The 23,738-nt window shown below is 68.7% G+C and carries 28 protein-coding genes and 1 riboswitch; of the genes, 13 read left to right on the top strand and 15 right to left on the bottom strand.

The window, feature by feature from the left end; genetic code table 11:
- Nucleotides 1-132 precede the first annotated feature (132 nt).
- From E3U26_RS08165 to E3U26_RS08150, 4 genes are all read left to right on the top strand, one after another.
- Nucleotides 133-1,935, top strand: coding sequence for a methanol/ethanol family PQQ-dependent dehydrogenase (locus E3U26_RS08165; RefSeq protein ID WP_072462173.1), 1,803 nt, complete (start codon nt 133-135; stop codon nt 1,933-1,935).
- 101 nt (nt 1,936-2,036) lie between these two features.
- A complete protein-coding gene (locus E3U26_RS08160; RefSeq protein WP_036753643.1) occupies nt 2,037-2,699 on the top strand; it encodes a c-type cytochrome, methanol metabolism-related in 663 nt (220 codons plus the stop codon).
- Nucleotides 2,696-3,508, top strand: coding sequence for a substrate-binding domain-containing protein (locus E3U26_RS08155; protein WP_036753642.1), 813 nt, complete (start codon nt 2,696-2,698; stop codon nt 3,506-3,508). Before E3U26_RS08160 ends, E3U26_RS08155 begins: the two co-directional genes overlap by 4 nt.
- Nucleotides 3,505-4,035: a PQQ-dependent catabolism-associated CXXCW motif protein gene (locus E3U26_RS08150; RefSeq protein ID WP_499104739.1), complete on the top strand. Its 531-nt coding sequence runs from the start codon at nt 3,505-3,507 to the stop codon at nt 4,033-4,035. Before E3U26_RS08155 ends, E3U26_RS08150 begins: the two co-directional genes overlap by 4 nt.
- A 9-nt stretch (nt 4,036-4,044) precedes the next feature.
- Here E3U26_RS08150 and E3U26_RS08145 read toward each other — a convergent pair whose 3' ends face one another.
- Both E3U26_RS08145 and E3U26_RS08140 read right to left on the bottom strand, forming a co-directional pair.
- Nucleotides 4,045-4,596: an SRPBCC family protein gene (locus E3U26_RS08145; protein WP_499104738.1), complete on the bottom strand. Its 552-nt coding sequence runs from the start codon at nt 4,594-4,596 to the stop codon at nt 4,045-4,047.
- A gap of 3 nt (nt 4,597-4,599) precedes the next feature.
- On the bottom strand, nt 4,600-5,121 hold the full coding sequence (locus E3U26_RS08140) for a DUF3280 domain-containing protein (protein ID WP_036753807.1): 522 nt from the start codon (nt 5,119-5,121) through the stop codon (nt 4,600-4,602).
- Between the two features lie 192 nt (nt 5,122-5,313).
- Between E3U26_RS08140 and E3U26_RS08135 the strand changes: the two genes are divergently transcribed.
- The 7 genes from E3U26_RS08135 to mobA all read left to right on the top strand — a co-directional run bounded on the left by E3U26_RS08135 (nt 5,314) and on the right by mobA (nt 10,815).
- Nucleotides 5,314-6,462, top strand: a complete 1,149-nt coding sequence (locus E3U26_RS08135; protein ID WP_240540293.1) for an ABC transporter substrate-binding protein — start codon at nt 5,314-5,316, stop codon at nt 6,460-6,462.
- An 8-nt stretch (nt 6,463-6,470) separates the two neighbouring features.
- Nucleotides 6,471-7,442 carry a YVTN family beta-propeller repeat protein gene (locus tag E3U26_RS08130; RefSeq protein WP_036753629.1) on the top strand — a complete coding sequence of 324 codons (972 nt, stop codon included), beginning with the start codon at nt 6,471-6,473 and terminating at the stop codon, nt 7,440-7,442.
- Nucleotides 7,443-7,651: 209 nt separating this feature from the next.
- Nucleotides 7,652-8,044 carry a cupredoxin domain-containing protein gene (locus tag E3U26_RS08125; RefSeq protein WP_052095847.1) on the top strand — a complete coding sequence of 131 codons (393 nt, stop codon included), beginning with the start codon at nt 7,652-7,654 and terminating at the stop codon, nt 8,042-8,044.
- Between the two features lie 20 nt (nt 8,045-8,064).
- A complete protein-coding gene (locus E3U26_RS08120; protein WP_243700119.1) occupies nt 8,065-8,808 on the top strand; it encodes an ABC transporter ATP-binding protein in 744 nt (247 codons plus the stop codon).
- Nucleotides 8,805-9,623, top strand: coding sequence for an ABC transporter permease (locus E3U26_RS08115; protein WP_036753623.1), 819 nt, complete (start codon nt 8,805-8,807; stop codon nt 9,621-9,623). The genes E3U26_RS08120 and E3U26_RS08115 overlap by 4 nt, the downstream gene beginning before the upstream one ends.
- Nucleotides 9,620-10,216, top strand: a complete 597-nt coding sequence (locus E3U26_RS08110) for a hypothetical protein (protein ID WP_116223251.1) — start codon at nt 9,620-9,622, stop codon at nt 10,214-10,216. Before E3U26_RS08115 ends, E3U26_RS08110 begins: the two co-directional genes overlap by 4 nt.
- Nucleotides 10,213-10,815 (top strand): molybdenum cofactor guanylyltransferase MobA, encoded by a 603-nt coding sequence (gene mobA, locus E3U26_RS08105; RefSeq protein ID WP_036753613.1) that lies wholly within the window; start codon nt 10,213-10,215, stop codon nt 10,813-10,815. The genes E3U26_RS08110 and mobA overlap by 4 nt, the downstream gene beginning before the upstream one ends.
- Nucleotides 10,816-10,973: 158 nt before the next feature.
- On the opposite strand, the gene E3U26_RS08100 is transcribed toward mobA, so the two are convergent.
- The 10 genes from E3U26_RS08100 to thiD are packed head-to-tail and all read right to left on the bottom strand — an operon-like array spanning nt 10,974 to nt 18,399.
- On the bottom strand, nt 10,974-11,705 hold the full coding sequence (locus tag E3U26_RS08100) for an ABC transporter permease (RefSeq protein WP_036753610.1): 732 nt from the start codon (nt 11,703-11,705) through the stop codon (nt 10,974-10,976).
- Nucleotides 11,702-12,493, bottom strand: coding sequence for an ABC transporter ATP-binding protein (locus E3U26_RS08095; RefSeq protein ID WP_072462183.1), 792 nt, complete (start codon nt 12,491-12,493; stop codon nt 11,702-11,704). The genes E3U26_RS08100 and E3U26_RS08095 overlap by 4 nt, the downstream gene beginning before the upstream one ends.
- The gene (gene tenA / locus E3U26_RS08090; protein ID WP_499104737.1) at nt 12,490-13,164 is read right to left on the bottom strand and encodes a TenA family protein; all 675 of its coding nucleotides are present in this window, start codon (nt 13,162-13,164) and stop codon (nt 12,490-12,492) included. Before tenA ends, E3U26_RS08095 begins: the two co-directional genes overlap by 4 nt.
- Nucleotides 13,161-14,102: an ABC transporter substrate-binding protein gene (locus E3U26_RS08085; protein WP_072462185.1), complete on the bottom strand. Its 942-nt coding sequence runs from the start codon at nt 14,100-14,102 to the stop codon at nt 13,161-13,163. The genes tenA and E3U26_RS08085 overlap by 4 nt, the downstream gene beginning before the upstream one ends.
- Nucleotides 14,099-15,061 (bottom strand): ThiF family adenylyltransferase, encoded by a 963-nt coding sequence (locus E3U26_RS08080; RefSeq protein WP_499104736.1) that lies wholly within the window; start codon nt 15,059-15,061, stop codon nt 14,099-14,101. The genes E3U26_RS08085 and E3U26_RS08080 overlap by 4 nt, the downstream gene beginning before the upstream one ends.
- On the bottom strand, nt 15,058-15,654 hold the full coding sequence (locus tag E3U26_RS08075; protein WP_114536084.1) for a thiamine phosphate synthase: 597 nt from the start codon (nt 15,652-15,654) through the stop codon (nt 15,058-15,060). Before E3U26_RS08075 ends, E3U26_RS08080 begins: the two co-directional genes overlap by 4 nt.
- Entirely contained in the window at nt 15,651-16,415 is a 765-nt protein-coding gene (locus tag E3U26_RS08070; RefSeq protein WP_499104734.1) for a thiazole synthase, read from the bottom strand. The genes E3U26_RS08075 and E3U26_RS08070 overlap by 4 nt, the downstream gene beginning before the upstream one ends.
- A gap of 1 nt (nt 16,416) precedes the next feature.
- Entirely contained in the window at nt 16,417-16,614 is a 198-nt protein-coding gene (gene thiS, locus E3U26_RS08065; RefSeq protein WP_036753591.1) for a sulfur carrier protein ThiS, read from the bottom strand.
- Nucleotides 16,598-17,575 carry a glycine oxidase ThiO gene (locus tag E3U26_RS08060; protein ID WP_499104733.1) on the bottom strand — a complete coding sequence of 326 codons (978 nt, stop codon included), beginning with the start codon at nt 17,573-17,575 and terminating at the stop codon, nt 16,598-16,600. Before E3U26_RS08060 ends, thiS begins: the two co-directional genes overlap by 17 nt.
- Complete coding sequence (thiD, locus tag E3U26_RS08055; protein ID WP_499104732.1) at nt 17,572-18,399, bottom strand: bifunctional hydroxymethylpyrimidine kinase/phosphomethylpyrimidine kinase; 828 nt, start codon at nt 18,397-18,399, stop codon at nt 17,572-17,574. Before thiD ends, E3U26_RS08060 begins: the two co-directional genes overlap by 4 nt.
- A 67-nt stretch (nt 18,400-18,466) precedes the next feature.
- Nucleotides 18,467-18,570, bottom strand: a riboswitch (TPP riboswitch).
- Between the two features lie 181 nt (nt 18,571-18,751).
- Between thiD and E3U26_RS08050 the strand changes: the two genes are divergently transcribed.
- Nucleotides 18,752-19,354, top strand: a complete 603-nt coding sequence (locus E3U26_RS08050) for an HAD family hydrolase (protein ID WP_499104731.1) — start codon at nt 18,752-18,754, stop codon at nt 19,352-19,354.
- 162 nt (nt 19,355-19,516) lie between these two features.
- Complete coding sequence (locus E3U26_RS08045) at nt 19,517-20,659, top strand: MFS transporter (protein ID WP_499104730.1); 1,143 nt, start codon at nt 19,517-19,519, stop codon at nt 20,657-20,659.
- A 38-nt stretch (nt 20,660-20,697) separates the two neighbouring features.
- Here the strand turns inward: E3U26_RS08045 and aroQ are convergent, their stop codons facing one another.
- Genes aroQ through E3U26_RS08030 form a run of 3 tightly spaced genes read right to left on the bottom strand, consistent with a single transcriptional unit; the run spans nt 20,698 to nt 23,725 of the window.
- Nucleotides 20,698-21,132, bottom strand: coding sequence for a type II 3-dehydroquinate dehydratase (gene aroQ, locus E3U26_RS08040; protein ID WP_036753585.1), 435 nt, complete (start codon nt 21,130-21,132; stop codon nt 20,698-20,700).
- Nucleotides 21,133-21,159: 27 nt separating this feature from the next.
- Nucleotides 21,160-21,861 (bottom strand): response regulator transcription factor, encoded by a 702-nt coding sequence (locus tag E3U26_RS08035; protein WP_276241785.1) that lies wholly within the window; start codon nt 21,859-21,861, stop codon nt 21,160-21,162.
- Nucleotides 21,854-23,725: a PAS-domain containing protein gene (locus E3U26_RS08030; protein WP_499105790.1), complete on the bottom strand. Its 1,872-nt coding sequence runs from the start codon at nt 23,723-23,725 to the stop codon at nt 21,854-21,856. Before E3U26_RS08030 ends, E3U26_RS08035 begins: the two co-directional genes overlap by 8 nt.
- Nucleotides 23,726-23,738: the final 13 nt, after the last annotated feature.

The following is a 23,738-nucleotide window of genomic DNA, read 5'->3' as shown; positions in this document are numbered from 1 at the left end:
GAATTTCCCTAATACTTTGGTCTTGTGAGCCTGCCGGCCGCGTTGACGCAAATGCGGCCGGGTCCGAACCTTCCAGCAGAAGGTGCTTGCGCAGGAGGAGCAGCGCGATCACCGGCATGCGGAGGAAAATTCATGAAAACCCTGATGAACGGCGCCTGCCTTGCGCTGCTCATGTCCGGCACGGCGGTGCTGGCCAATGACAGTGTGCTGGCCGAGATCGCCAAGCCCCAGCAATGGGCGATCCAGATGGGCGATTACGCGAACACGCGATATTCGACCCTGGATCAGATCAACAAGGACAACGTCAAGGATTTGCGCGTCGCCTGGACCTTCTCGACCGGGGTGCTGCGCGGGCACGAGGGCTCGCCCCTGGTGATCGGCGACGTGATGTATGTCCACACCCCCTTTCCGAACAAGGTCTTTGCGCTGGACCTGAACGACAACGGCAAGATCCTGTGGCGCTATGAGCCGCAGCAGGATCCGAACGTCATCGCGGTGATGTGCTGCGACACGGTCTATCGCGGCCTTTCCTATGCCGACGGCATGATCCTGCTGGGCCAGGCCGATACGACGGTGGTGGCGCTGGACGCCAAGACCGGCGAGGCGAAATGGTCGACCAAGATCGGCGACCCCGCCATAGGCGAGACGCTGACCGCGACGGTGGTGCCGGTCAAGGACAAGGTCCTGGTCGGCGTCTCGGGCGGCGAATACGGCGTGCGCGGCCGCATGACCGCGCTGAACCTGGCCGACGGGTCCGAGGCGTGGAAAGCCTGGTCCACCGGCCCGGACGAGGAGTTGCTGGTCGATCCCGAAACCACCACCCATCTGGGCAAGCCCATCGGCGCCGACAGCTCGCTCAGCAGCTGGGAGGGCGACCAGTGGAAGATCGGCGGCGGCACGATCTGGGGCTGGTTCTCGTATGACCCGGACCTGAACCTGGTCTATTACGGCACCGGCAACCCCTCGACCTGGAACCCCTCGCAGCGGCCGGGCGACAACAAGTGGTCGATGACCATCATGGCGCGGGATGCCGACACCGGCATGGCCAAGTGGTTCTACCAGATGACGCCGCATGACGAATGGGACTACGACGGCGTCAACGAGATGATCCTGACCAACCAGACCATCGACGGGCAGGAACGCAAGCTGCTGACGCATTTCGACCGCAACGGCCTGGCCTATACGCTCGACCGCGAGACGGGCGAGCTGCTGGTGGCCGAGAAATACGATCCGGTGGTGAACTGGACCACCGGCGTCGACATGGACCCCAATTCAGAGACCTATGGCCGCCCGGCCGTGGTGCCCGAATACTCGACCGCCCAGAACGGCGAGGACGAGAACACCACCGGCGTCTGCCCGGCGGCGCTGGGCACCAAGGACCAGCAGCCGGCGGCCTTCTCGCCCAAGACCAACCTGTTCTATGTCCCGACGAACCATGTCTGCATGGATTACGAGCCCTTCCGGGTGGCCTATACCGCCGGCCAGCCCTATGTCGGCGCCACGCTGTCCATGTATCCCGCGCCGAACAGCCATGGCGGCATGGGCAATTTCATCGCCTGGGACAACACCACCGGCGAGATCAAGTGGTCCATCCCGGAACAGTTCTCGGTCTGGTCGGGCGCCCTGGCGACGGCGGGCGACGTGGTCTTCTACGGCACGCTGGAAGGCTATCTGAAGGCGGTGGACGCACAGACGGGCGAAGAGCTTTACAAGTTCAAGACCCCCTCGGGCATCATCGGCAACGTGATGACCTACGAGCATGGCGGCAAGCAGTATATCGGCATCCTGTCGGGTGTCGGCGGCTGGGCCGGCATCGGCCTTGCGGCGGGCCTGACCAATCCCAACGACGGGCTTGGCGCGGTGGGCGGCTATGCCTCGCTGTCGCAATACACCGAGCTGGGCGGCCAGCTGACCGTGTTCGAACTGCCGGGCTAATACTTTGGTGCCGGAAAGCAAACTGTGACTCGAAACTGGCCGCCCCAGGGATAACCTTGGGGCGAGCCATCATCTTCGGGTGACAGCCAGGGAGGAAATTCATGACCAGCAAGACGACCGCCAGCCTGATGGCGATCGGTGTCGCCTGCATGATCGGCGCACTTACCGGAACGGCCCTTGCGCAATCCGCCGACACGCCCCCGGCCCAGGCCGGGGCAGGCGCTGCCGCCGCCGTCTCGGGCGATGGAGGGCAACAACAGCAACCGGCCGCCGAGGCACCCGCCGGGCAGGAGGCCGGCGGCAAGCAGGCGCTGCCGAACGGCCAGGACATCACCCCCGACCACATGGAGAACGGCCGCTGGTATACGGCCGAGGACATCCCCACCTTCAAGATCGCCGAGGACGGCACGGTGGATTGGGCGACCTTCTCGGGCTATCGCCGCTATTCGGCGGAATGCCATGTCTGCCACGGCCCGGACGGCGAGGGCTCGACCTATGCGCCGGCGCTGAAGAACTCGGTGCTGAATCTTGGCTATTACGATTTCCTGGAAATCGCCGCCTCGGGCAAGCAAGAGGTCAACACGGCCGCCAACCTGGTCATGCCGGCCTTTGGCACCAACAAGAACGTCTGGTGCTATATCGACGACATCTATGCCTATCTGCTGGCGCGGGGGGTGGGCGAGCTGCCGCGCGGCCGCCCCGCCAAGAGAGAGGACAAGTCCGAGGAATTTGTCGCGCAGGAAGATTCCTGCATGAGCGGATGAGACGCGCGCTTGCCCTTGCCGCCCTGCTGGCCTGCGCCGCGCTGCCCGCGCCGGCGCAGGTCGCAGACCTGCGGTCCAAGACCGAGTTCCGGGTCTGCGCCGATCCCGCCGCGGTGCCGATGTCGTCCCAGGACGAGCAGGGTTTCGAGAACCGCATCGCCCGGCTTTTCGCCGACAAGCTGGGCCTGCCGGTGGCCTATACCTGGTTCCCGCAGGGGCCGGGCTTCATCCGCAAGACCCTGCGCGCCGGGCTTTGCGATGTCGTCATCGGCTATGCCCAGGGCGACGAGATGGTGCAGAACACCAACCATTACTATACCTCGGCCTACGGCATCGTGACGCGCCGGGACAGCCCGCTGGCCTCGGTCGAGGTGTTGGAGGATCCGGCGCTTCAGGGCCATCCGATCGGCGTGGTGGCGGGCACGCCGCCGGCGACCAACCTGGCGCGGGCGGGGCTGGCCAAGGACATGCGCGGCTGGGATCTGTTCGTGGATCGCCGGGTCGAGGATCCGGCGGGCGAGATGCTGGCCCAGGTGAAATCGGGCGCGCTGGCGGCCGCGGTGATCTGGGGTCCGCTGGCCGGTCCGCTGGTCAAGCACGATCCCGAACTGCAATTCACGCCCCTGCTCAAGGAAGCCGGCGGGCCGCGCATGTTCTATCGCATCACCATGGGCGTGCGGCTGGACGAGCAGGAATGGAAGCGGCAGCTGAACAGCCTGATCCGCCGCCACCAGGACGAGATCGACGCCATCCTGCGCGATGCCGGCGTGCCGCTGCTGGACGATTACGGCAAGGGCTTGAAACCATGAGACAGGCCTGGGCGGCGCTGGCGGTCGTTGTGGCCGGCGCGGTCCAGGCCCAGGTGCCCGAGCCGCAGGGTTTCCATGGCGAGCCCTATCGGTCTGAAACCCCGGCCACCCTGGCCGGCGCGCAGGTGATCGGCGCGGCCGAGGCGGTGGAACTGCATGCCCGCGGCGTGCCCTTCATCGACGTGCTGCCGCGCACCGCCCGCCCCGAGGGCCTGCCCGAAGACACGCTGTGGAACGCGCCGCCGCACCTGTCCATTCCGGGCGCGACCTGGCTGCACGGCACCGGCTACGAGCGGCTCTCCCCCGTGGAACAGGCGCGGCTGGCCGAGGGGCTGGCGCGCCTGTCGGGCGGCGACAAGGCGGCGCCCTTGGTGATCTTTTGCAAGCGCGACTGCTGGATGAGCTGGAACGCCGCCAAGCGCGCCGTGGCGCTGGGCTATCGCGGCGTGATCTGGTTTCCCGACGGGATCGAGGGCTGGCAGGAACAGGGCGGCGGGCTGGAGCCGGTCAGCCCCGCCACCCCGTAAGCGACCCCGCTATTCGGCCTTGCCGAACCGTTCCGCCAGCGCATCGAGCCCGGCGCGGTAGACGCCGGTCACGGCCTGGATCGCCGCCTCGTCGTTCAGTTCCGGCGGCGGCTCGTTGTTGGGATAGCCGCGATAGAAGCCGCCCTTCCAGTTGACCAGCGCCTTGCCGCCCTCGTCCCGGACGCAAAGCGTCGCGGCATAGTTCGTCACCGGCAGCACCGTCACCTCGACCTCGGTGATGCGATAGGCATAGCAGCGCTTTTCGGGCTGCCATTTCGAAAGAACCTCGGTGATGATCGGATCGCCCGCGTCGGCTTTCAGATGCAGCACGCGGGTGGATGTCTCGGGCTGGTCGGCCGAGCCGTCGCCGGTCAGCTCCAGGCTGGCGATGGCCGGGTGCCAGCTCATGTCGTCGAACCGGCCGATCGCGGCCCAGACCTCGTCCGGGGTGGCATCCAGCTTTTGCTGCATCTCCAGCTTCAGCCGCGGCGGGCCATGCGCCTCGGCCGCGGGGGCCAGGGCCAGGGCCGCACCGATCGACAGGGCCAGCAGTCGGATCATCCGTCATTCCTCCCGAAAGATGATGTTTTTCAACAGGTAGAGATAGCCGCGGCGAAAGCTTTCGTCGGTATTGCCGCGAATGTCGACCACGCCGGCGCGCACCGTGTCGCCGCTGGCGGCATCGCGGACGTAAAGGTTCAGCGACAGGATCAGGTTCGAGACCTTCTGCACCTCGCCCGAGATCGCGTAATGCGCCCCCAGCTCGCGCGCGATGCGGCTGTCGCTGCCGTTCGATTGCGTGAGGTTCTTGATCCCGGCCACCTGCTCGGCCGGCGGCTCCAGCAGGGTGAAGCCGCGGTTGCGCAGATCCTCGGCGATGACCGCCTCGGCCATCTCGATGCGGCGGGTCTCGTCCGCCCGCACGCCGTTGATCGCGCCTTCGGTCGAGGTGTCGATGAAATGCAGGCCGAACCAGGCGGCGCTGTCGGGCGGCGGCGGCGATCCGCGTGCCGGCTGGTCCGCCCCGGCGCCGGATCCGGCCAGGACGACGGCGCAGGCAATCAGGATGAGCCGCGGGAATCCCATGCGCAAAACCATGCCTTCGACCCCCGCGTGCGTCCATAGGACGAAAGTCCCTAAGACTTAGGTATCAGGGGATTTCACCCGGCTGGAACCGGGGCATCTGCCGGGTTGGCGCAGGCGGATTGACCCGGCATGATGCAGGGGGGGAGGACGGCCATGAAAGGCAGAATCATCATACTTTTGGCTGGTTTGTCCATGGCAAATCCAGCCCTTGCGCAAGATGCCGCAGCCTCGCAGACCGTGCGCGCCGCCGTGCTGCGGGTGGACGTGCCCAGCCTGCCGCCCATCTCGCGGCTGGACGCGCCGCCCGAGGATCTGGGCTTTGCCGGCGCGCGGCTGGCGATCGAGGACAACGACACCACCGGCCGCTTCATGAACCAGGATTTCGAGGCGCTGGAGATCACCGCCACGCCCGAATCCGCCCCGGCCGAGATGGACAAGCTGCTGGCCCAGGGCATCCCCTTCATCGTCACGCTGGCCGATGATGCGCAGACGCTGGCCCTGGCCGATCAGGCCGGCGACCGGGCGCTGGTGCTGAATGCGCGGGCGCGCGGCGACGGCCTGCGCGGCAAGGACTGCCGCTTCAACGTGATCCATGCCGCGCCCAGCCACGCCATGCTGGCCGATGCGCTGGCGCAATTCCTGATGTGGAAGCAATGGCCGAACTGGTTCCTGATCGCCGGCAGCCATCCCGAGGACGTGGCGCTGGCCGACGCCTATCGCCGCGCCGCGACCAAGTTCGGCGCCAAGATCGTCGAGGCCCGCACCTATGAGGATACCGGCGGCAGCCGGCGCAGCGACAGCGGCCATGTGCAGGTCCAGCAGCAGATGCCGGTCTTTACCCAGCGCGCGCCGGCCCATGACGTGCTGATCGCGGCGGACGAGAACGGCGTCTTTGCCGACTGGCTGCCCTATGCGACCTGGGATCCGCGGCCGGTCGCCGGTTCGGCCGGGCTGGTGCCGCGCAGCTGGGCGCCCTCGCTCGAGGCCTGGGGGGCGACGCAGTTCCAGAACCGTTTTGAAAAGCTTGCCGGCCGCCCGATCCGCGAGGAGGATTACCAGACCTGGATCGCGCTGCGCATGATCGGCGAGGCGGCGACGCGCACGCAAAGCACCGATCCCGTCGCGCTGAAGGAGTTCATGCTGTCCGAGAATTTCGAGGTCGCGGGCTTCAAGGGGCAAAAGCTGACCCTGCGCGACTGGGACCACCAGCTGCGCCAGCCGATCCTGCTGGCCACCGATTCCGTCACCGCCTCGGTCAGCCCGCAGGACCAGTATCTGCACCAAAGCTCGGCGCTGGACACGCTGGGCTTCGACCGTCCCGAAACCGAATGCAAGTTCTGAGGCCAAAGATGAAAGCTGCAACCGCCATCCTGACCTCGGCCCTGTGCCTGGGTTTCGCCCTGCCCGCCGCCGCCAACCGGGTCTTCGTCAGCAACGAAAAGGGCAATGACGTCACCGTGCTGGACAGCGAGACGCTGGAGGTGATCGGCACCTATCCGGTCGGCGCCCGCCCGCGCGGCATCACCATCAGCCCCGACGGCAAGGAGCTTTACGTCTGCGCCTCGGACGACGACCTGGTGCGGGTCTTCAACCCCGAGACGATGGAGGAAATGCACACGCTGCCTTCCGGGCCGGACCCCGAGCTGTTCGTGCTGCATCCCTCGGGCAACCCGCTTTACATCGCGAACGAGGACGACAACCTCGTGACCGTGGTCGATACCCAGACCCACAAGGTGCTGGCCGAGATCCCGGTCGGCGTCGAGCCCGAGGGCATGGGCGTCAGCCCCGACGGCAAGGTGGTCATCAACACCTCGGAAACCACCAACATGGCGCATTTCATCGACAGCGAAAGCTTCGAGATCTTCGCCAACGTGCTGGTGGATTCGCGGCCGCGCTTTGCCCAGTTCAACGATGCCGGGACCAAGCTTTACGTCAGCTCGGAAATCGGCGGCACGGTCAGCGTGATCGACCCGGCGACCCAGGCGATCACCAGGAAGATCAGCTTCCAGATCCCCGGCGTCCTGCCCGAGGCGATCCAGCCGGTCGGCGTGCGCGTGACCGGCGACGGCAGCAAGGTCTTTGTCGCGCTGGGCCCCGCCAACCGCGTCGCCGTGATCGACGGCGAGACGGACGAGGTCCAGGACTACCTGCTGGTCGGCCAGCGGGTCTGGCAGATGGCCTTTACCCCGGACGAGAAATACCTGTTCACCACCAACGGCAATTCCAACGATGTCTCGGTGATCGACGTGGCGACGCTGAAGGTCGTCAAATCCGTGCCCGTGGGCCAGCAGCCCTGGGGCGTGGTCGTCGCGCCCAACTGATGAGAGTTCAAGAGGGAGGAAGAACCATGACCCGTTTGCTGACCGTCCTGCTGATCATGGCCGGGCTGGCCTTGCCCGCCACGGCGCAGGAGGCCGCGCCCGAAGCCAGCCCCGAGGCCGGCGCCGCCACCGATGGCGCCCCCGCCGCCGAACAGGACGATGATGATGACGACGACGACGATGCCGCAGAAGCAGGCGGCGCCGAGGGCGTGCATGAGGCCGGCTCCAAGTTCGACTTCGGCTTCTCGGGGATCATGGCGCGCGACAACCGCACCGACCTGGCGCCGCTGACGCTGGCCTCGGGCAAGCCGGTGGCGACGGCGGAATACAAGCTGAAGTCGGGCGGCTTCTATCGCCTCGACATCAATGCGGATGGCAGCCAGGAGCTGGCGCTGTCGGGCGGCGACTTCTTCCGCGCGATCTGGGTGAACGAGATTGTCATCAACGACATCGAGATCCGGCCGATGGGCGTGCATTCGCTGGAGTTCGACGATGCCGGCACCGCGACGATCAGCTTCATCGCCATCGTGCCGGGCCGCTATACGCTGTCGATCCCCGGCTCGCAGGGCGAAACCCAGCAGGCGGTGTTCAACATCCAGTAAGCCGAGGCGGGCGGGGGGCCATGCGCGCCCCGCCCCTTTGCCAGATGCCGCAGGACGCGCTTTCCATCCAGCATGTCAGCCACAGCTTCGGCCGCTTTCAGGCGCTGAAGGACGTGTCGCTGACCGTGCCGCGCGGCGGCTTCACCGCGCTTCTGGGCGTGAACGGCGCCGGCAAGACCACGCTCTTCTCGCTGATTACCCGGCTTTACGACAACCGCTCGGGCCGGATCGAGGTGGCGGGGCACGACCTGCGCCGCCAGCCCGGCGCGGCGTTGGCGCGGCTGGGGGTGGTGTTCCAGTCCCGCGCGCTGGATGCCGACCTGACCGTGGCGCAGAACCTGGAATACCACGCCGCGCTGCACGGCATTCCGCGGCGCGAGGCGCGGGCGCGCAGCCTCGAGGTGCTGGCGCAGGTCGAGCTGTCGGACCGGCTGCATGCCAGGGTCTCGGCCCTGTCCGGCGGCCAGCAGCGCCGGGCCGAGATCGCCCGCGCCCTGATCCACCGCCCCGAGATCCTGTTGCTGGACGAGCCCACGGTGGGGCTGGACGTGAAATCCCGCGCCGAGGTGGTGGCGCTGACCCGCGCGCTGGTGCGGGGCGGGGTTTCGGCGCTTTGGGCCACGCATATCCTGGACGAGATCCGCCCCGAGGACGGGCTGGTCATCCTGCACCGGGGCGAGGTGTTGGCCTGCGGCAATGCCGGCGCCATCGGCGGCGACGACCTGACCGCCACCTTCCTGCGCCTGACGGGGGAGGCGGCATGAGCCATCGCCTGACCCCGCGCATGTGGCTGACCGCATTCCTGGGCATCGCCCGGCGCGAGACGCTGCGCTTCGTCAACCAGCGCGGCCGCTTCCTGGCGGCGCTGGTGCGGCCCCTGGTCTGGCTGTTCATCTTTGCCGCCGGGTTCCGCGCCGTTCTGGGCCTGTCGATCACGCCGCCCTACCAGACCTATGTGCTTTACGAGGTCTATGTGACCCCCGGCCTTTGCGCGATGATCCAGCTGTTCAACGGCATGCAAAGCTCGCTCTCGATGGTGCATGACCGCGAGACGGGGGCGATGCGCACCCTGCTGGTCAGCCCGTTCCCGCGCTGGTTCCTGCTGGCGGCCAAGCTGGTCGCGGGGGTGATCGTGTCGATCATCCAGGTCTATGCCTTCCTGGCCATCGCCTGGTTCTGGGACGTGCAGCCGCCCGCCATCGGCTATCTGGCGGTGCTGCCGGCGCTGTTCCTGTCGGGGCTGATGCTGGGGGCGATGGGGCTGTTCCTGTCATCGGCCATCCGCCAGCTGGAAAACTTTGCCGGGGTGATGAATTTCGTCATCTTCCCGATGTTCTTCGCCTCCAGCGCGCTTTACCCGCTGTGGCGGATGAACGAAAGCTCGCCGCTGCTGCATGACATCTGCGCGGCCAATCCCTTCACCCATGCGGTTGAGTTGATCCGCTTTGCCCTTTACGCGCGCTTCGATCTTCTGTCCTTCTTGGTGGTGTCGGGTTGCCTGATCCTGTTCTTTGCAGGGGCCGTGATCATGTATGATCCGGCCAAGGGGCTCTGGGCCCGGCGAAAGGGGGGAGCATGAGATACCTGGTTCTGGCGCTTTGCCTTGTCGCGGGCGCAGGCGCGGCGCAGGCGGAAAGCGGCACCGATCCCGACTGGCCCTGCGTGCAGCGCAAGCAGCCGCACCTGTCGCTGGGCCAGATGTGGTCCGGGCCCGAGCCGGACGAGGCCGTGCGCGACCTGGCCCGCACGCCCGAGATCGCCGCCCTGGCCGACCGGCTGGAGCAGCGCCGCCTGCCGCTGCCCGAGGCCGAGGCCGAGATCGCCGCATTCGCCGAGGGCGCCGACGACCGGCAGCTGACCGCGCTGATGGTGGCGATCTTCGACCGGATCGAGCCGCATCGCACTGCGCTGATCGCCGGCATCGCGCGCTATGGCCACAAGCAGGTCGATCTGGCACAAAGGATCGACGCCCACCGCGCCAGGATGGAAGAGTTGCAAAAGGCCGAACAACCCGATTTCGACGCGATCGACGCCGAGGAGGAACGGCTCGACTGGGACATGCGCATCTTCCAGGACCGCCAGCACGCGCTGACCTATGTCTGCGAGACGCCGGTGATCCTCGAACAGCGGGTCTTTGCGCTGGCCCGCGCCATCGCCGCGGGGCTGGAATGAGCGCGCTGCCCGCCGTCATCCTGGCCGGGGGCCTGTCCACGCGCATGGGCGGGGGCAACAAGGCCTTGCGGATGCTGGCGGGCGAGACGCTGCTGTCGCGGGTGATCGCGCGGCTTTCGCCGCAATGCGGGCGGCTGGCGATCAATGCCAATGGCGAGCCCGAGCAGTTCGCGGAATACGGGCTGCCGGTGATCGCCGACGGCATCGGCGGCTTCGCGGGGCCGCTGGCCGGGGTTCTGGCCGGCATGGAATGGGCGGCGGCCGAGGGGGCCGACAGCGTCGTCAGCGTCAGCGTCGATACGCCCTTCCTGCCCGAGGATCTGGTGCATCGGCTGCGCGAGGCGGCCGGCCGCTCGGGCGTGGCCATCGCCGCCAGTCCGGACGACAGCGGGCAGCTGCGCGACCATCCGACCTGCGCGCTCTGGCCGGTGTCGCTGCGCGGCGAGTTGCACGAGGCGCTGGAATCCGGGCTGCACCGGATCGGCCAGTTCGCGGCTGCGCATGATCCGGGACGGGCGGTGTTCGACAGCCGCCCGCTGGACCCGTTCCTGAACCTGAACACGCCCGAGGATCTGGCCCGCGCCGCGCGCCTGGTCTAGCAGGTTGCTGAAAAAGGATTTTGAGAGGGCGACGCAGCGGAAATCGTTCTGGATCCAGCTGATATCGGCCGAGAATGGGGTGTTTTCGGCAAATTTGAAGCGGATTTCCCGGTTCCCCGCCCACGCTGTCCTGTCGCAAGGACTTTTTCAGCAGCCTGCTAGACGCCGTAGCGGCGCAGCAGCCGGTGCAGCGCGATGGCGACGAGCCGGGCGAAGATCACCGTCATCACCGACAGCACCAGCAGGGCGGCAAAGACCAGGTCGGTCTTCATCCGGCCGTTGGCATGGATCATCAGCGCGCCAAGGCCGCGGGCCCCGCCCACCCATTCGCCGATCACCGCGCCGATGGGCGCATAGACCGCCGCCAGCCGCAGCCCGGTGGCGAGGCTCGGCAGCGCGGCGGGGATGCGCAGGTGGCGCATGATGCGGGTGCGGCCGGCGCCCATCACCTGCGCCAGGTCCAGCGCCGCCTGCGGCGTGCGCATCAGCCCGTCCAGGAAGGCGCTGGCGACCGGGAAGAACACGATCAGCACGGTCATGGCGATCTTGGGCGCCATGCCGAAGCCCAGCCACAAGGTCAGGATCGGCGCCAGGGCAAAGACCGGGATGGTCTGGCTGAAGGTCAGGATCGGCCGCAGCACGCCGGTCAGTTTCTGCGAAAACCCCATCGCCACCGCCAGCGCCGCGCCCAGGGCCGAGCCGAGGGTGAAGCCCAGCACCACCTCGGCCAGGGTGAAGCCGGCATGGCGGGCGATCTCGGCCCGGTTGATCCACAGCGCGTCGGCCACGGCCAAGGGCGAGGGCAGCAGGAAGGGCGGCATGCCGGCCAGCCAGATGACCCCCTGCCAGAGGGCCAGGATAGTGACGACCAGGGCCGCGACGGTTCTCATGCCATCATCCCCCGCATCAGCTCGGCCTGCAGGGCCAGCACCTCGGGCGCGTCATAGGGTCGGGCGGCGCCTTTCGGGCGCGGGTCGGGCCGGGGCCATTCGGTCAGCCCCGTTTCCCGCAACAGCAGGATGCGGTCGCCCAGCCGCGCCGCCTCGGCCGGGTCATGCGTGACCAGCAGCACCGTGCGGTCGTCGAGCAGGCGTGCCGCCAGATCCTGCATCTGCGCCCGCGTGCGCGCGTCGAGCGCCGAGAAGGGCTCGTCGAGCAGCACCAGCGGCCGGTCCTCGAAAAGCGTGCGGGCCAGGGCGGTGCGCTGGCGCTGGCCGCCGGACAGGTTGGCGGGCAGGTGATGGGCGCGGTCTGCCAGGCCCACGGCCTCGATCAGATGGGCCGCGCGGGCTGCAGGGGCGGCCGGGGGCTTTGCCCCCCGCCGGAGCGGCCCCTCGATGGGGCCGCTCCGGCGTCCCCCAGGATATTTGGACACGAAAGAAGCCCCCAGGCTGCCGCGCAACCGGGCGCCCAGGGTGACATTGCCGGTCACGTCGAGCCAGGGGATCAGGCCGGGATCCTGCGCCATCAGGGCGACCGGGCAGTTGCGCACCACCTCGCCCTCGAAGCGCGCGCCGGTTTCCAGCCCGGCGATCAGGCGCAGGATGGTCGATTTGCCGACGCCCGAGGGGCCGAGCAGGCAGGTCCAGCCACCGAGTTCCAGCACCAGCTCCACCGGCGCGAACAGCGGCGCCTCGCCGACCCAGGCGCGTCCGCGGACCGAAGCGGCGGCGGTCATGCGCGGCCAAGCTCCCAGAAGGTGACCTCGAGCCGGGTGGCGGTGGCGAAGCGCTGCGACAGCGCCGTCCAGCGCGGGCTTTCCTGGGGCGCCGCGCCCAGTCGCTTGCGGATGGCGCTGTCCAGCAATTCGCCGGCCGAGACGCAGGCGGCCTGGTATTCGGCGCCGGCATAGGTGTCGATCCATTCGCGATAGGGGGTGTCGGGCGCCGCCTCGGCCTGGAGCCGCAGCCCGATTTCGCCATAGCCCAGCACGCAGGGCATCAGCGCCGCCAGTAGGTCGAGGAAATCGCCCGAATAGCCGGCCTCGAGCACATAGCGGGTATAGGCGATGTTGGTCACCGCCTCTTGCGCATTGGCCAGCACCTCGGGGCCCATGCCGGCGCGGGCGCAGGTCTGGACATGCAGGCCCATTTCGTGATCGAGCAGGGTGTGGACCGTGGCCGAACAGGCCCGCATCTCGTCGAGGTCGCCGGCCTTGACCACCGCCAGCGCCCAGGCGCGCGAGAAGTTCTTCAGGAACAGGTAGTCCTGCACCAGGTAGGTCAGGAAGCAGGATTGCGGCAGCGTGCCGTCGCGCAACCCCTCGACGAAGGCGTGGCGGGTATAGGCGTCCCATTCCGGCTGCGCGTCGGCGCGCCAGGCGGCGAAGGCGTCTCCGTAGCGGTTCATTGTGCCGCCCCCACGTCCAGCGCCAGGTCCGAGACCGGCAGCACGCCGTCCACCAGCCCGGCCTCGTGCAGGAAGGCCTCGAACCGCGCATAGCGGCCCTGGTCCAGCGCCGCCGGCGATTGCGAGAAGCGCGGCAGCGTGTCCTTCCAGGCCTCGGCGTTCAGTTCGTCGCGAAGGTCGGGGGCGGTGGCCGAGAACAGCTCCCATGCCTCGTCGGGGTGGTTGATCATGTATTGCGCGCCGCGTTCGACCGCGTGCAGCAGGCGGCGGGTGCGGTCCAGGTCCAGGTTGGCCGGGTTGGCGACGAAGATCAGCTCGTCATAGGTCGGCACGCCCTGTTCCTCGACGAAGAAGCATTTGCCCTCGGCGCCTTCCAGCCGCATCTGCGTCAGCTCGAAATTGCGATAGGCGCCGATGGTGGCATCGACCTGGCCGGCGATCAGCGCGGGCGAAAGCGACCAGTTCACGTTCACCATCTCGATGTCGTCCATGGTCAGCCCGGCGGTCCCGAGGATCTGGCCGACCAGCGCCTCCTCGACGCCCGAGACGGAATAGCCGATCTTCTTGCCCTTGAGGTCGGCGATCTCTTGCACCGGGCCGTCGGCCTTGACCATCAGGCAGTTCAAGGGCGTCGCGACCAGGGTGCCCACGCGCTTCAGCGGCAGGCCCTCATGCACTTGCAGGTGCAGTTGCGGCTGGTAGCTGATGGCGTAATCGGCCTTGCCGGCGGCGACCAGCTTGGGCGGGTCCGAGGGATCGGCGGGGGCGACGACCTCGACCTCCAGCCCTTCCTCGGCGAAGAAGCCCTTTTCCTGGGCGACGATGATCGGGCCGTGGTCGGGGTTCACGAACCAGTCCAGGATCAGCGTGACCTTGTCCTGGGCCAGCGCCGGCTGGGCCAGGATCGCGAGGGCGGCGGCAAGGGTGAAATGTTTCATCGGTCGTCGTCTCCAAGGGCCAGAAGGGTGATCTCGCCGCTCCAGCGGCGGGCAAGGGCGTCGGCGGCGCGCCAGGAGCGCAGGCCGGAACGGCAGGCCAGCACCACGCGGCCGCCGGGGTCGGGCAGGGGGCCGGTCGCGCCGTAATCGGGCAGGCGCAGCGCGTCCGGGGTGGCCTTGCGCGGGGCCTCGTCCTCGGGGCGCAGGTCGATGACCAGGTCGGCCGGGCGGATTTCCTCGCGGGCGATGAAGCGCGGGCCGGTCGCCTCGGGCGCGGCGTCGAAGCGGAACTGGGTGAAGCGGCCATTGTCGAAGCGGATGAACTCGCCTAGGGGCGAGGGGGCCAGGCCCAGCAGCAGCCGCAGCGCCATCTGCGCCTGGATGCAGCCGAGCATGCCCACCACCGGGCCCAGCACGCCGGCGGTGGCGCAGGTCTGGCCGCTGTCGGGCGGGTCGGGGAACAGCGCGCGCAGGCTGGGCGCGCGCCCGCAGAAGCCCCCGACATAGCCCGCAAGCCCCAGCGCCGAGGCCGAGATCAGCGGCTTGCCCGCCGCCAGGCAGGCGTCGGACAGCGTGTAGCTGGCGGCATAGCTGTCGGCGCAGTCCAGCACCACATCCGCCGCCGCGACCAGCGCGGGGGCGTTCAGCGGGGTCAGGCGCTCCTCCAGCACCTCGACCCGGACCGAGGGGTTCAGCCCGGCCAGGGCCTGCGCCGCGGCGCGGACCTTGGGCTGGCCCAGATCCGCCATGCGGTAAAGCGGCTGGCGGTGCAGGTTCGATTCCTCGACCGTGTCGGGGTCGATCAGGGTGATGCGGCCGATGCCGCTGCCTGCCAGGTATTGCAGCACCGGCACGCCAAGCGCGCCCGCGCCGACCACCAGCGCATGGGCGGCACCGATGCGGTCCTGCCCCTGGGCGCCGACCTCGGGCAGGACCATCTGGCGGGCATAGCGGTTCATGCCGTCACCCGCAGCCATTCGCGGATGCGGCCCTCGGGGTCGGGGTTCAGCGTAATGTCGGTCACGGCCGAGGCCACGTCGGCGCCAGCGGCGAAAGCCTCGAGCGCGCGGTCCGGGGTCACGCCGCCGATGGCGACCAGGGGCGTCGCGCCGACCAGCCGGCGCCATTCGCGGACCCGGTCCAGCCCCTGCTGTTCCCATTTCATCTTCTTCAGGATCGTCGGCCAGACCGGACCCAGCGCGACGTAATCGGGCCTGAGCGCCAGCGCCCGGTCCAGCTCGGCATGGTCGTGGGTCGAAAGGCCCAGCCGCAGCCCCGCCTTGCGGATCGCGGGAATGTCGGCGGTGTCCAGATCCTCTTGCCCCAGGTGGATGAAGTCGCAGCCCAGGTCGATGGCGGCCTGCCAGTGGTCGTTGACGACCAGCGTGGCGCCATGTTCGCGGCAAAGCTCCTGGCACAGCGCCAGTTCGCCCAGCAGCCGGGCGGGCGGCTGGTCCTTGATGCGGATCTGCACCAGCTTCACGCCCAAGGGCAGGGCGCGGCGCAGCCAGTCGCTGTTGTCGAAGATCGGATAGAAGCGCGGCAGTTTCATCCCAGCACCGCCATTCCGAACAGCGGGGTCGAGGGCGCGGCCATGTCCCGCGCCTCGATCGCGCCGGCGGCATGGGCCAGCTGGCCCGCCTCGATCGCCAGCGCCATGGCGCGGGCCATGGCGACCGGATCGCCGGCCTTGGCGACGGCGGTGTTCAGCAGCACGGCGTCATAGCCCAGCTCCATCGCCTGGGCGGCGTGGCTGGGCAGGCCGATGCCGGCATCGACCACCAGCGGCACGTCCGGGAAATGCGCCCGCAGGCTGCGCAAGCCGTAGGGGTTGTTCAGCCCCCGGCCCGAGCCGATGGGCGCGCCCCAGGGCATCAGCACCTGGCAGCCCGCGTCCAGCAGCCGGCCGCAGACCGACAGATCTTCGGTGCAATAGGGAAAGACCTGGAAGCCGTCGTCGGACAGGATGCGCGCCGCCTCGACCAGCGCGATCACGTCGGGGCAAAGCGTGTCGTGGTCGCGGATCACCTCCAGCTTGATCCAGGGCGTCTCGAACAGTTCGCGCGCCATCTGCGCGGTCGTCACCGCCTCGCGCACCGAATGGCAGCCGGCGGTATTGGGCAGGACCGGGATGCCCAGATCCTTGATGAGGTTGTGGAAATCCTGGCCGGCGCCGCCTTCGCGCCGCAGGCTGACGGTGGCGATGCCGGCGCGGGATGCGCGGAACGCCTGCGCCATGATCGCGGGCGAGGGGTATTGCGCCGTCCCCAGCATCAGCGGGCTTTCGACCGCGGTTCCATAAAAGTCCGGCATCTCAGCCCCCCTGCATCGGCGCCACGACTTCCAGCGCGTCGCCATCCTTCAGCGTGGTTTCCGCCCGCGCGGCGGCGGGCAGGAAGGCGCCGTTCAGCGCCGTCGCCACCTTGGCCGCGCCCAGTCCGATCTCGGCCAGCGCGTCCTGCACGGACGGGCCGTTCAGGTCGCGCGCCTCTCCGTTAAGGGTGATCTTCATCCATGAACTCCGGTTTCCGGCCCTTGAGAAGGTAATCGGCGGCCATGCGGGCCACGGCGGGGGCCAGAAGATAGCCGTGGCGGTAAAGGCCGTTTGCGTAAAGCGTGCCGCCGCGCCGGCGCAGGCGGGGCAGGTTGTCCGGGAAGGCCGGGCGCGCATCCGAGCCAAGCTCCAGGATCTCGGCCTCGGCAAAGCCGGGATGCAGGGCATAGGCGGCCGACAGCATCTCGACCGCCGAACGGGCGGTGACGCGATACTTGCCGCCCGTTTCCAGCATGGTGGCGCCGATCATGTAGACGCCATCGCCGCGCGGCACGAGGTACAGCGGGATGCGCGGATGCAGCAGGCGGATGGTGCGGGTCAGGGTCACTTCCGGGCAGCGGATCACCAGCATCTCGCCGCGCACGCCGCGCAGGTCGGCCAGGTCGTCCTTGGCCGCCAAGCCGCGCGCGTCCACCACAAGGCCGGTGGGCGTCCCCTCGGTCTCGATCTGGATGCCGCGTTCCTCCAGCCGGTCGCGCAGCGCCAGCAGGGCGGCGCGCGGGTTCAGGTGCGCCTCGGTCGCGAAATGCAGCCCGCGCGGGAAGCGGCCGGACAGTTCCGGCTCCAGCGCCGCGATCTCGTCGCCGTTCACCGGCTGATGCGCCTCGGTCAGCCGGGCGAAACGGTCCAGTTCCGCCCGGTCGCGCGAGGGCGCCAGAACCAGCGTGCCGCGGCGGATGACCTCGGCCCCGTTCGCCTGCCACCAGTCGGCGGCATCGACGCCCAGGCGCAGCACCACCGGCTCGGCGCTTTCGGCCTCGCAATAAGGGGCGAGCATCCCGCCCGCGCGCCAGCTGCAAGCCTGCGATCCGGGCTTGCCGGCCGGGTCGATGATGCGCGGCAGGGTGCCGCGCTGGGCCAGTTCGGTGGCGATGCAAAGCCCCATCACCCCGGCGCCAAGGATGGTGATCTGGTTCATGCCTGTCTCCAGAGCGCGTGGAAATGATGCACCGGGCCGTGGCCCAGCCCGACCGACAATTCGTCGGCGCGGGCGATGGCGGCCTGCAGCCAGCCATGGGCGCGGGTCATGGCCTGCGCCACCGTCATGCCCTGCGCCAGCCCGGCCGCGATGGCCGAGGAAAGCGAACAGCCGGTGCCATGGGTGTTGGGCGTCTGCTGCCGCGGCGCGGTCAGGACCAGCGGCTCGGGACCGATCAGCAGGTCGGTGCAGCTGTCCTCGGTGGCGTGGCCGCCCTTCATCAGCACGTTGGCGGCGCCCAGGGCGCGCAGCGCTTCGCCCTGCTGGCGCATCTCCTCGGGGGTCGCGGCGGGGGCAAGGTCCAGCAGGCGCGCGGCCTCGGGCAGGTTGGGGGTCAGCACGGTCGCCAGCGGGATCAGCTGCTCGCGCAGCGCCGAGACGGCCTCGTCCGGCAAAAGCGCGTCGCCGGATTTCGCCACCATCACCGGGTCCAGCACCACCGGGACCGGGTTGTCCGCCAGCAGCGCCGCCAGCCGGCCGGCGACGACCGTGATCGCATCCACGCCGCCGACCATGCCGATCTTGACCGCGCGCACGTCCAGGTCGCCGAAGACCGCGTCGATCTGGGCGGCGATCATGGCGGGGCTGACAGGTTCGACCGCGGCGACGGTGCGGGTGTTCTGCGCGGTGATCGCGGTGATGACCGAGGCGCCATAGACGCCCAGCGCCGAAAAGCTTTTCAGATCGGCCTGGATTCCGGCACCGCCGCCGCTGTCCGAGCCGGCGATGGTCAGTGCGATGGGATGGGGCTGCAATCCCGACATGGCCCGCCTTTCGTTTCGGCCGGGCACGCGGACGCTGGGCGGATGGGTGGCGGCCTGGGATTGCGGGCCGCGTCACTCTACCCTTCCCTACGCCGGCATGACCCGGATCAGGTTCGATGGGTCGGTGCCCGGCACCTCTCAGCCCCGTGCGGGGCTCCCCAAGTGTATGAGTCTTCCGCGCGACACTAGGCCCCGGCGCCCCGTATTGCAAGGGCCGCGCGCGGCCGGCCCCTCGCTGTCGCGGATCCGTCGGCCTTGCCGGCTGCATGGCGGGGCACGGGGCGCGGTTTTCGGGCTTTACAGCGCCGGGAATTCCGGCCGATCTGGGCGCGGCGAAATGCGGAACGATGCGATGAAAAGCGTGATCTTCGACCTGGGCGGGGTGCTGATCGACTGGGATCCGGCGCTGGCCTTTGCGGATGTGTTCACCAGCCGGGCCGAGGCCGAGGCCTGGATGGCCCGCATCGACTTTCCCGGCTGGAACCGGATGCAGGACGGCGGGCGCAGCTTTGCCGAGGGGCTTGCCGCCGCCCGTGCCGCCCATGGCGACGAGGCGCGCCACCTGGCCGGCTATCTGGCGGCTTTCCCCGTCACCATCGAAAAGACCGTGCCGGGCAGCTGGGCGATTGCCGAGGCGCTGCTGGCCCGCGGGGTGCCGCTTTATGCGCTGACCAACTGGTCGGCCGAGACCTGGCCCCATGCGCTGGAGCTGCATCCCCGGCTGGGCGGGCTGTTCGCCGACATCCTGGTTTCGGGCCAGGTCGGCGCGCTGAAGCCCGAGCCCGCGATCTTTCGGCTGCTGATGGACCGCAACGGGCTGCGCCCCGAGGACTGCATCTTCATCGACGACAGCCCGGCCAATGTCGAGGGCGCCCGCGCGCTGGGCATCGACGCGATCCGCTTTACCAGCGCCGAGGCGCTGGGCGAGGATCTGGCGCGGCGCGGGGTGGTTTGAAGGGGGCGGCTAGTCCGCAATGCGGGACTAAACTGCCATTGAACGGTGCGAATATTTCATGCATCGCCACAAGGCAGCTTCATCGGGACTGTGATGCCGCAACCAAACCCCGCGCAAACTTCCGCGGCTTTGATCAGACCGGCCATTCCGGCGACGGTCTGGATGCTGGGTATCGTCAGCCTTTTGATGGACGTCTCATCCGAGATGATAAATGCGCTGCTGCCCCTGTATCTGGCCGGAGGGCTCGGGGCGTCGGCCCTGGCCATCGGGTTTATCGAAGGCTTGTCGGTCGCGGTTGCGACCGCCACAAAGTTCCTTTCCGGCGTCCTGTCCGATATCAGCAGGCGGGCGAAGCCCCTGGCGGTGCTGGGCTATGGTCTGGGCGCGTTGTCGCGGTTGATCTTCCCATGGGCGGTGAGCCTGGACCAGATCGTGCTGGCAAAAGCCATGGATCGGGTGGGCAAGGGTATCCGGGGCACCCCGCGGGACGCCATCGTGGCCGCCGTGAGCCCGCCCGAAATTCGCGGGGCAAGCTTCGGCCTGCGCAAGTCGCTCGATACGGTGGGCGGATTCGTTGGCCCGCTGGTCGCGGTCGGCGCAATGATCCTGCTGGCGGGCGATATCCTTTCGGTGTTCTGGATCGCCGCCATTCCTGCCGCGCTCTGCATGGTCGTCCTGGTCTTCTTCGTGAAGGAGCCTGCGGGACGCCATTCGATGAAACGCGGAAGCTTCCGTCTTGTCGACGCGTTCCGGCTCAACCGGGCTGTCTGGGCCGTGATCGGGCTGGCTTCGATCATCATGCTTGCCCGTTTCAGCGAGGCATTCGTACTGCTGAAGGCGCTGGAGGCAGGCTTCACGCCCGCCTGGGTGCCGCTGTCGCTGGTCATCATGCACGCCGCCTATGGTCTGACGGCCTTTCCCGCAGGCAGACTGTCGGACCGGATCGGGACGTCCGGTTTGCTGCTTGGAAGCCTGGGTTTTCTGATCGCTGCCCACCTGACGCTCGCTTATGCCGCGACGGTGTGGGTCTATGTCCTCGGCACGGTGCTCTGGGGGTTGCACATGGGGCTCTCGCAGGGGCTGCTTGGCGCGATGATTGCTGCGGCGACGCCCGAACATCTGAAGGGCAGCGCCTTTGGCACGTTCAATCTCGTGACCGGTGTGGTCGTGCTGGTCGGGAATACCCTGGCCGGATGGCTGTGGCACAGTGCGGGTTCCGCGACGCCTTTTCTCGTCGGGGCCGGGCTGTCGATCCTCGCGATGATCGGCATTGCATCAGGCGCACGCCGATCCAAGATGCCCTGACCGGCAGCTAAGGGCTCAAACCCACCGCCCCAGCCCGCCTATCCCACCAGCTTCGCCACGTGGCGAAGCGCCAGCAGGTAGCCGTGGATGCCCAGGCCGGCGATCACGCCCTCGGCGCGCAGGCTGACATAGGAATGGTGCCGGAAGCTCTCGCGCTTGTGGACGTTCGAGATATGCACCTCGATCACCGGACCGTCGAAGGTGTTCAGCGCATCCAGGATCGCGACCGAGGTGTGGGTGAAGGCCGCCGGGTTGATGACGATGGCCTGGGCCGATCGCCGCGCCTCGTGGATCAGGTCGATGATCGCGCCCTCGTGGTTCGACTGGTGGAAGGCGATCTCCAGACCAAGCTCGGCACCCAGCGCCCGGCAGTCGCGTTCCACGTCGGCCAGCGTGGTGCTGCCATAGATCTCGGGCTGGCGCTGGCCCAGAAGGTTCAGGTTCGGGCCGTTCAGGACATAGACGGTGGGCATGGCGTTCTCCGGCAGATCGGGGGCAATCTAGCCCAGTTCGGCCAGAAAGATATAGCCCGCGCCGTAGATCGTCTTGATCAGGCGCGGGTTCTTGGGATCCTCGCCCAGCTTGGTGCGCAGGCGCGAGATGCGCACGTCCATCGCCCGGTCGAAGCTTTCCCCCGCCGTGCCGCCCAGCGTTTCCAGCATCTGCGCGCGCGAGATCAGCCGGCGCGGGTTGTCCAGGAACAGGCGCAAGACCTCGGCCTCGGCATGGCTGATCGGTGTCTCGGCGCCTTCGGGCGAGGTGAGCGTGTAGCGGTCGAAATCGGCCGACCAGCCGGCAAAGCGGACCTGCTGGCGGCCGGGGCCGGTCTCGCGCTGGGGCTTGCGCAGCCGGGCGCGGATGCGGGCCACGACCTCGGCCGGCTCGAAGGGCTTGATGATGTAGTCGTCGGCGCCAAGCTCCAGCCCGGTCACGCGGTCCTGCACCTGCGCCCGGCCCGAGATGATGATGATCGCCGCGCCGGATTCGCTGGCCAGCCGGTGGACCAGCGCCAGCCCGTCGCGGTCGGGCAGGCCCAGGTCGATCAGGCAGGCATCGGGCTGGATGCGGCGCAGCGCCGCCTCGAACTCGGTGGCGCGGGCGAAGCCTATGGTGCGAAAGCCCGCCTCCTCCAGCGCCGAGGACAGCAGGCGGCGGATTTCGGGCTCGTCGTCGAGAATGGCGATCAGGGGGGCGTCAGTCATCTGTCTCTGCCATGGCCACGGCCAGTTCGGTGTCGCCAAAGGGCTTGGTCAGGACCGGGCAGTCAAGCCCCGATCTGCGCGGATCGCCCAGCGGCAGCGCCGTCATCAGCACCAGCGGCAGGCCGCGGCCCCGCAGATCCGCCCCCGAACCGTCGCCCAGTTGCAGGTCGGAGAGGATCATGGTCAGCCCGGCCAGGTCGGTCAACCCGCGCGCCTCGGCCAGCGAGCCGGCCTCGATCACCGAATGGCCCTGGGCGGTCAGCATCTCGCGGATATGGGCGCGGATGGCGTCGTCATCCTCGACCAGCAGCACCAGTTGCGGGCGGGCGGCGCGCAGCGGCAGGCGGATGGTCACTTGCGCGCCGCCACCCTCGGCATTGCCCAGCCGCAGGGTGCCGCCTGCCAGCTTGATCTGGTCATAGACCATCGACAGGCCGAGGCCGGTGCCCTGGCTGCCCTTGGTGGTGAAGAAGGGCTCGGTCGCGCGCGCCAGCGCCTCGTCGGAAAAGCCGGGGCCGGTATCGGCGACCGCGATCTCCAGCCAGCGGCCGGCGGGCCGGACGGTGACGCCGATGCGCCCGCGGCCCCGCATGGCGTCGCGCGCGTTCAGGATCAGGTTGAGCAGCACGTCCTGAAGCACGCCGGGGTCCAGCATCACCCGCGCCGGCAGATCGCCGATGCGGGTGTCCAGCGTGACGCCCGCGCCCAGCGTCGGCCGGGTCATCGCCGCCAGGTCGTCCAGCATGGCGCGCAGCCCGACCGGCTGCGGCTGGTGTTCGCGCCGGCCGGTCAGCGCCGAGATGCCGTCGAGCAGCCGCACCCCGCGCCGGGCGGCGGCCAGCGTGGCCTGCACGTCCTCAGCCTGTTCGGGCGGCAGTCCGGCGCGGGCCAGCCGGCCCTGAAGGCCCAGGATGATGGTCAGCAGGTTGCCGAAGTCATGCGCCAGCCCCGAGGTCATCTGCGCCGCCACCGCGCGCTTGGCGGCATGGGTCAGCGCCTCGCGCGCCTGCACCTCGGCGGTAACGTCGGTGGACAGGATATAGACGCCGCGCCCGTTCTGGTCGGGGGTCAGCGCGATGCGGATGCGCCGCCCCGAGGGCGGGTGCGTGATCTCGAACACCTGCGGCTGGCCGGCGATGGCGCGGTCCAGGTGCGGGCGGATGCGGGCGAAGGTCTCGGCGCCCAGCACGGTTTCGCATTGGCAGCCGATGATCGAGCGATTCGCGCCGGGAAACACCATCGAGATCTGGTTGTTCGAGAAGGTATAGCGATAGTCGCGATCCATATGCGCGATATGGGCCGGGACCATGGCGGTGACATGGCGGGTGCGGGCCTCGGATTCGGTCAGGATGCGCTTGGCTTCCTCCAGCGCGGCATTGGTCGCGGCCAGGGCGCGGTTCGCGGCCGACAGCCGCTCGGCATTCTCCAGCACCAGTTCTGAGAGTTCCTCGGACCGGGCGCGCAGCAGCGCCTCTTGCCGCTTGATATGGGTGATGTCGGTATAGACCGCGATCCAGCCGCCCTGGCTGAGCGGCGCCCCCTCGACCGAGATCCAGCGGCCGTCGGCGCGCTTTCGTTCCATGTAATGCGGCTGGAAGGTGCGGGCCTGGTCGACGCGCTCGCGAATCGCGGCCTCGGGGTCGTCCTGGGGGCCGTATTCGCCGCGGTGGACCAGGTAGCGGATCGTATCCTGGAAGGTGGCGCCGGTGCGGGTCAGCTCGTCCGGCAGGCCGAACATCGCCTGATAGGGGCGGTTGCAGACCGCCAGCCGCAGGTCGGCGTCGAAGATCGAGATCGCCTGCTGGATCAGGTTCAGCCCCGAGCGGGTCAGTTCGGCGTGCCGGTCGTTCGTGGGCGTGACCATTCCTGGCATTGCG

It is taken from the genome of Paracoccus ferrooxidans, from assembly GCF_029909815.1.
In the GTDB taxonomy this organism is placed as follows: Bacteria; Pseudomonadota; Alphaproteobacteria; order Rhodobacterales; family Rhodobacteraceae; genus Paracoccus; species Paracoccus versutus.
This window is presented reverse-complemented; position numbering and strand designations above follow the sequence as displayed.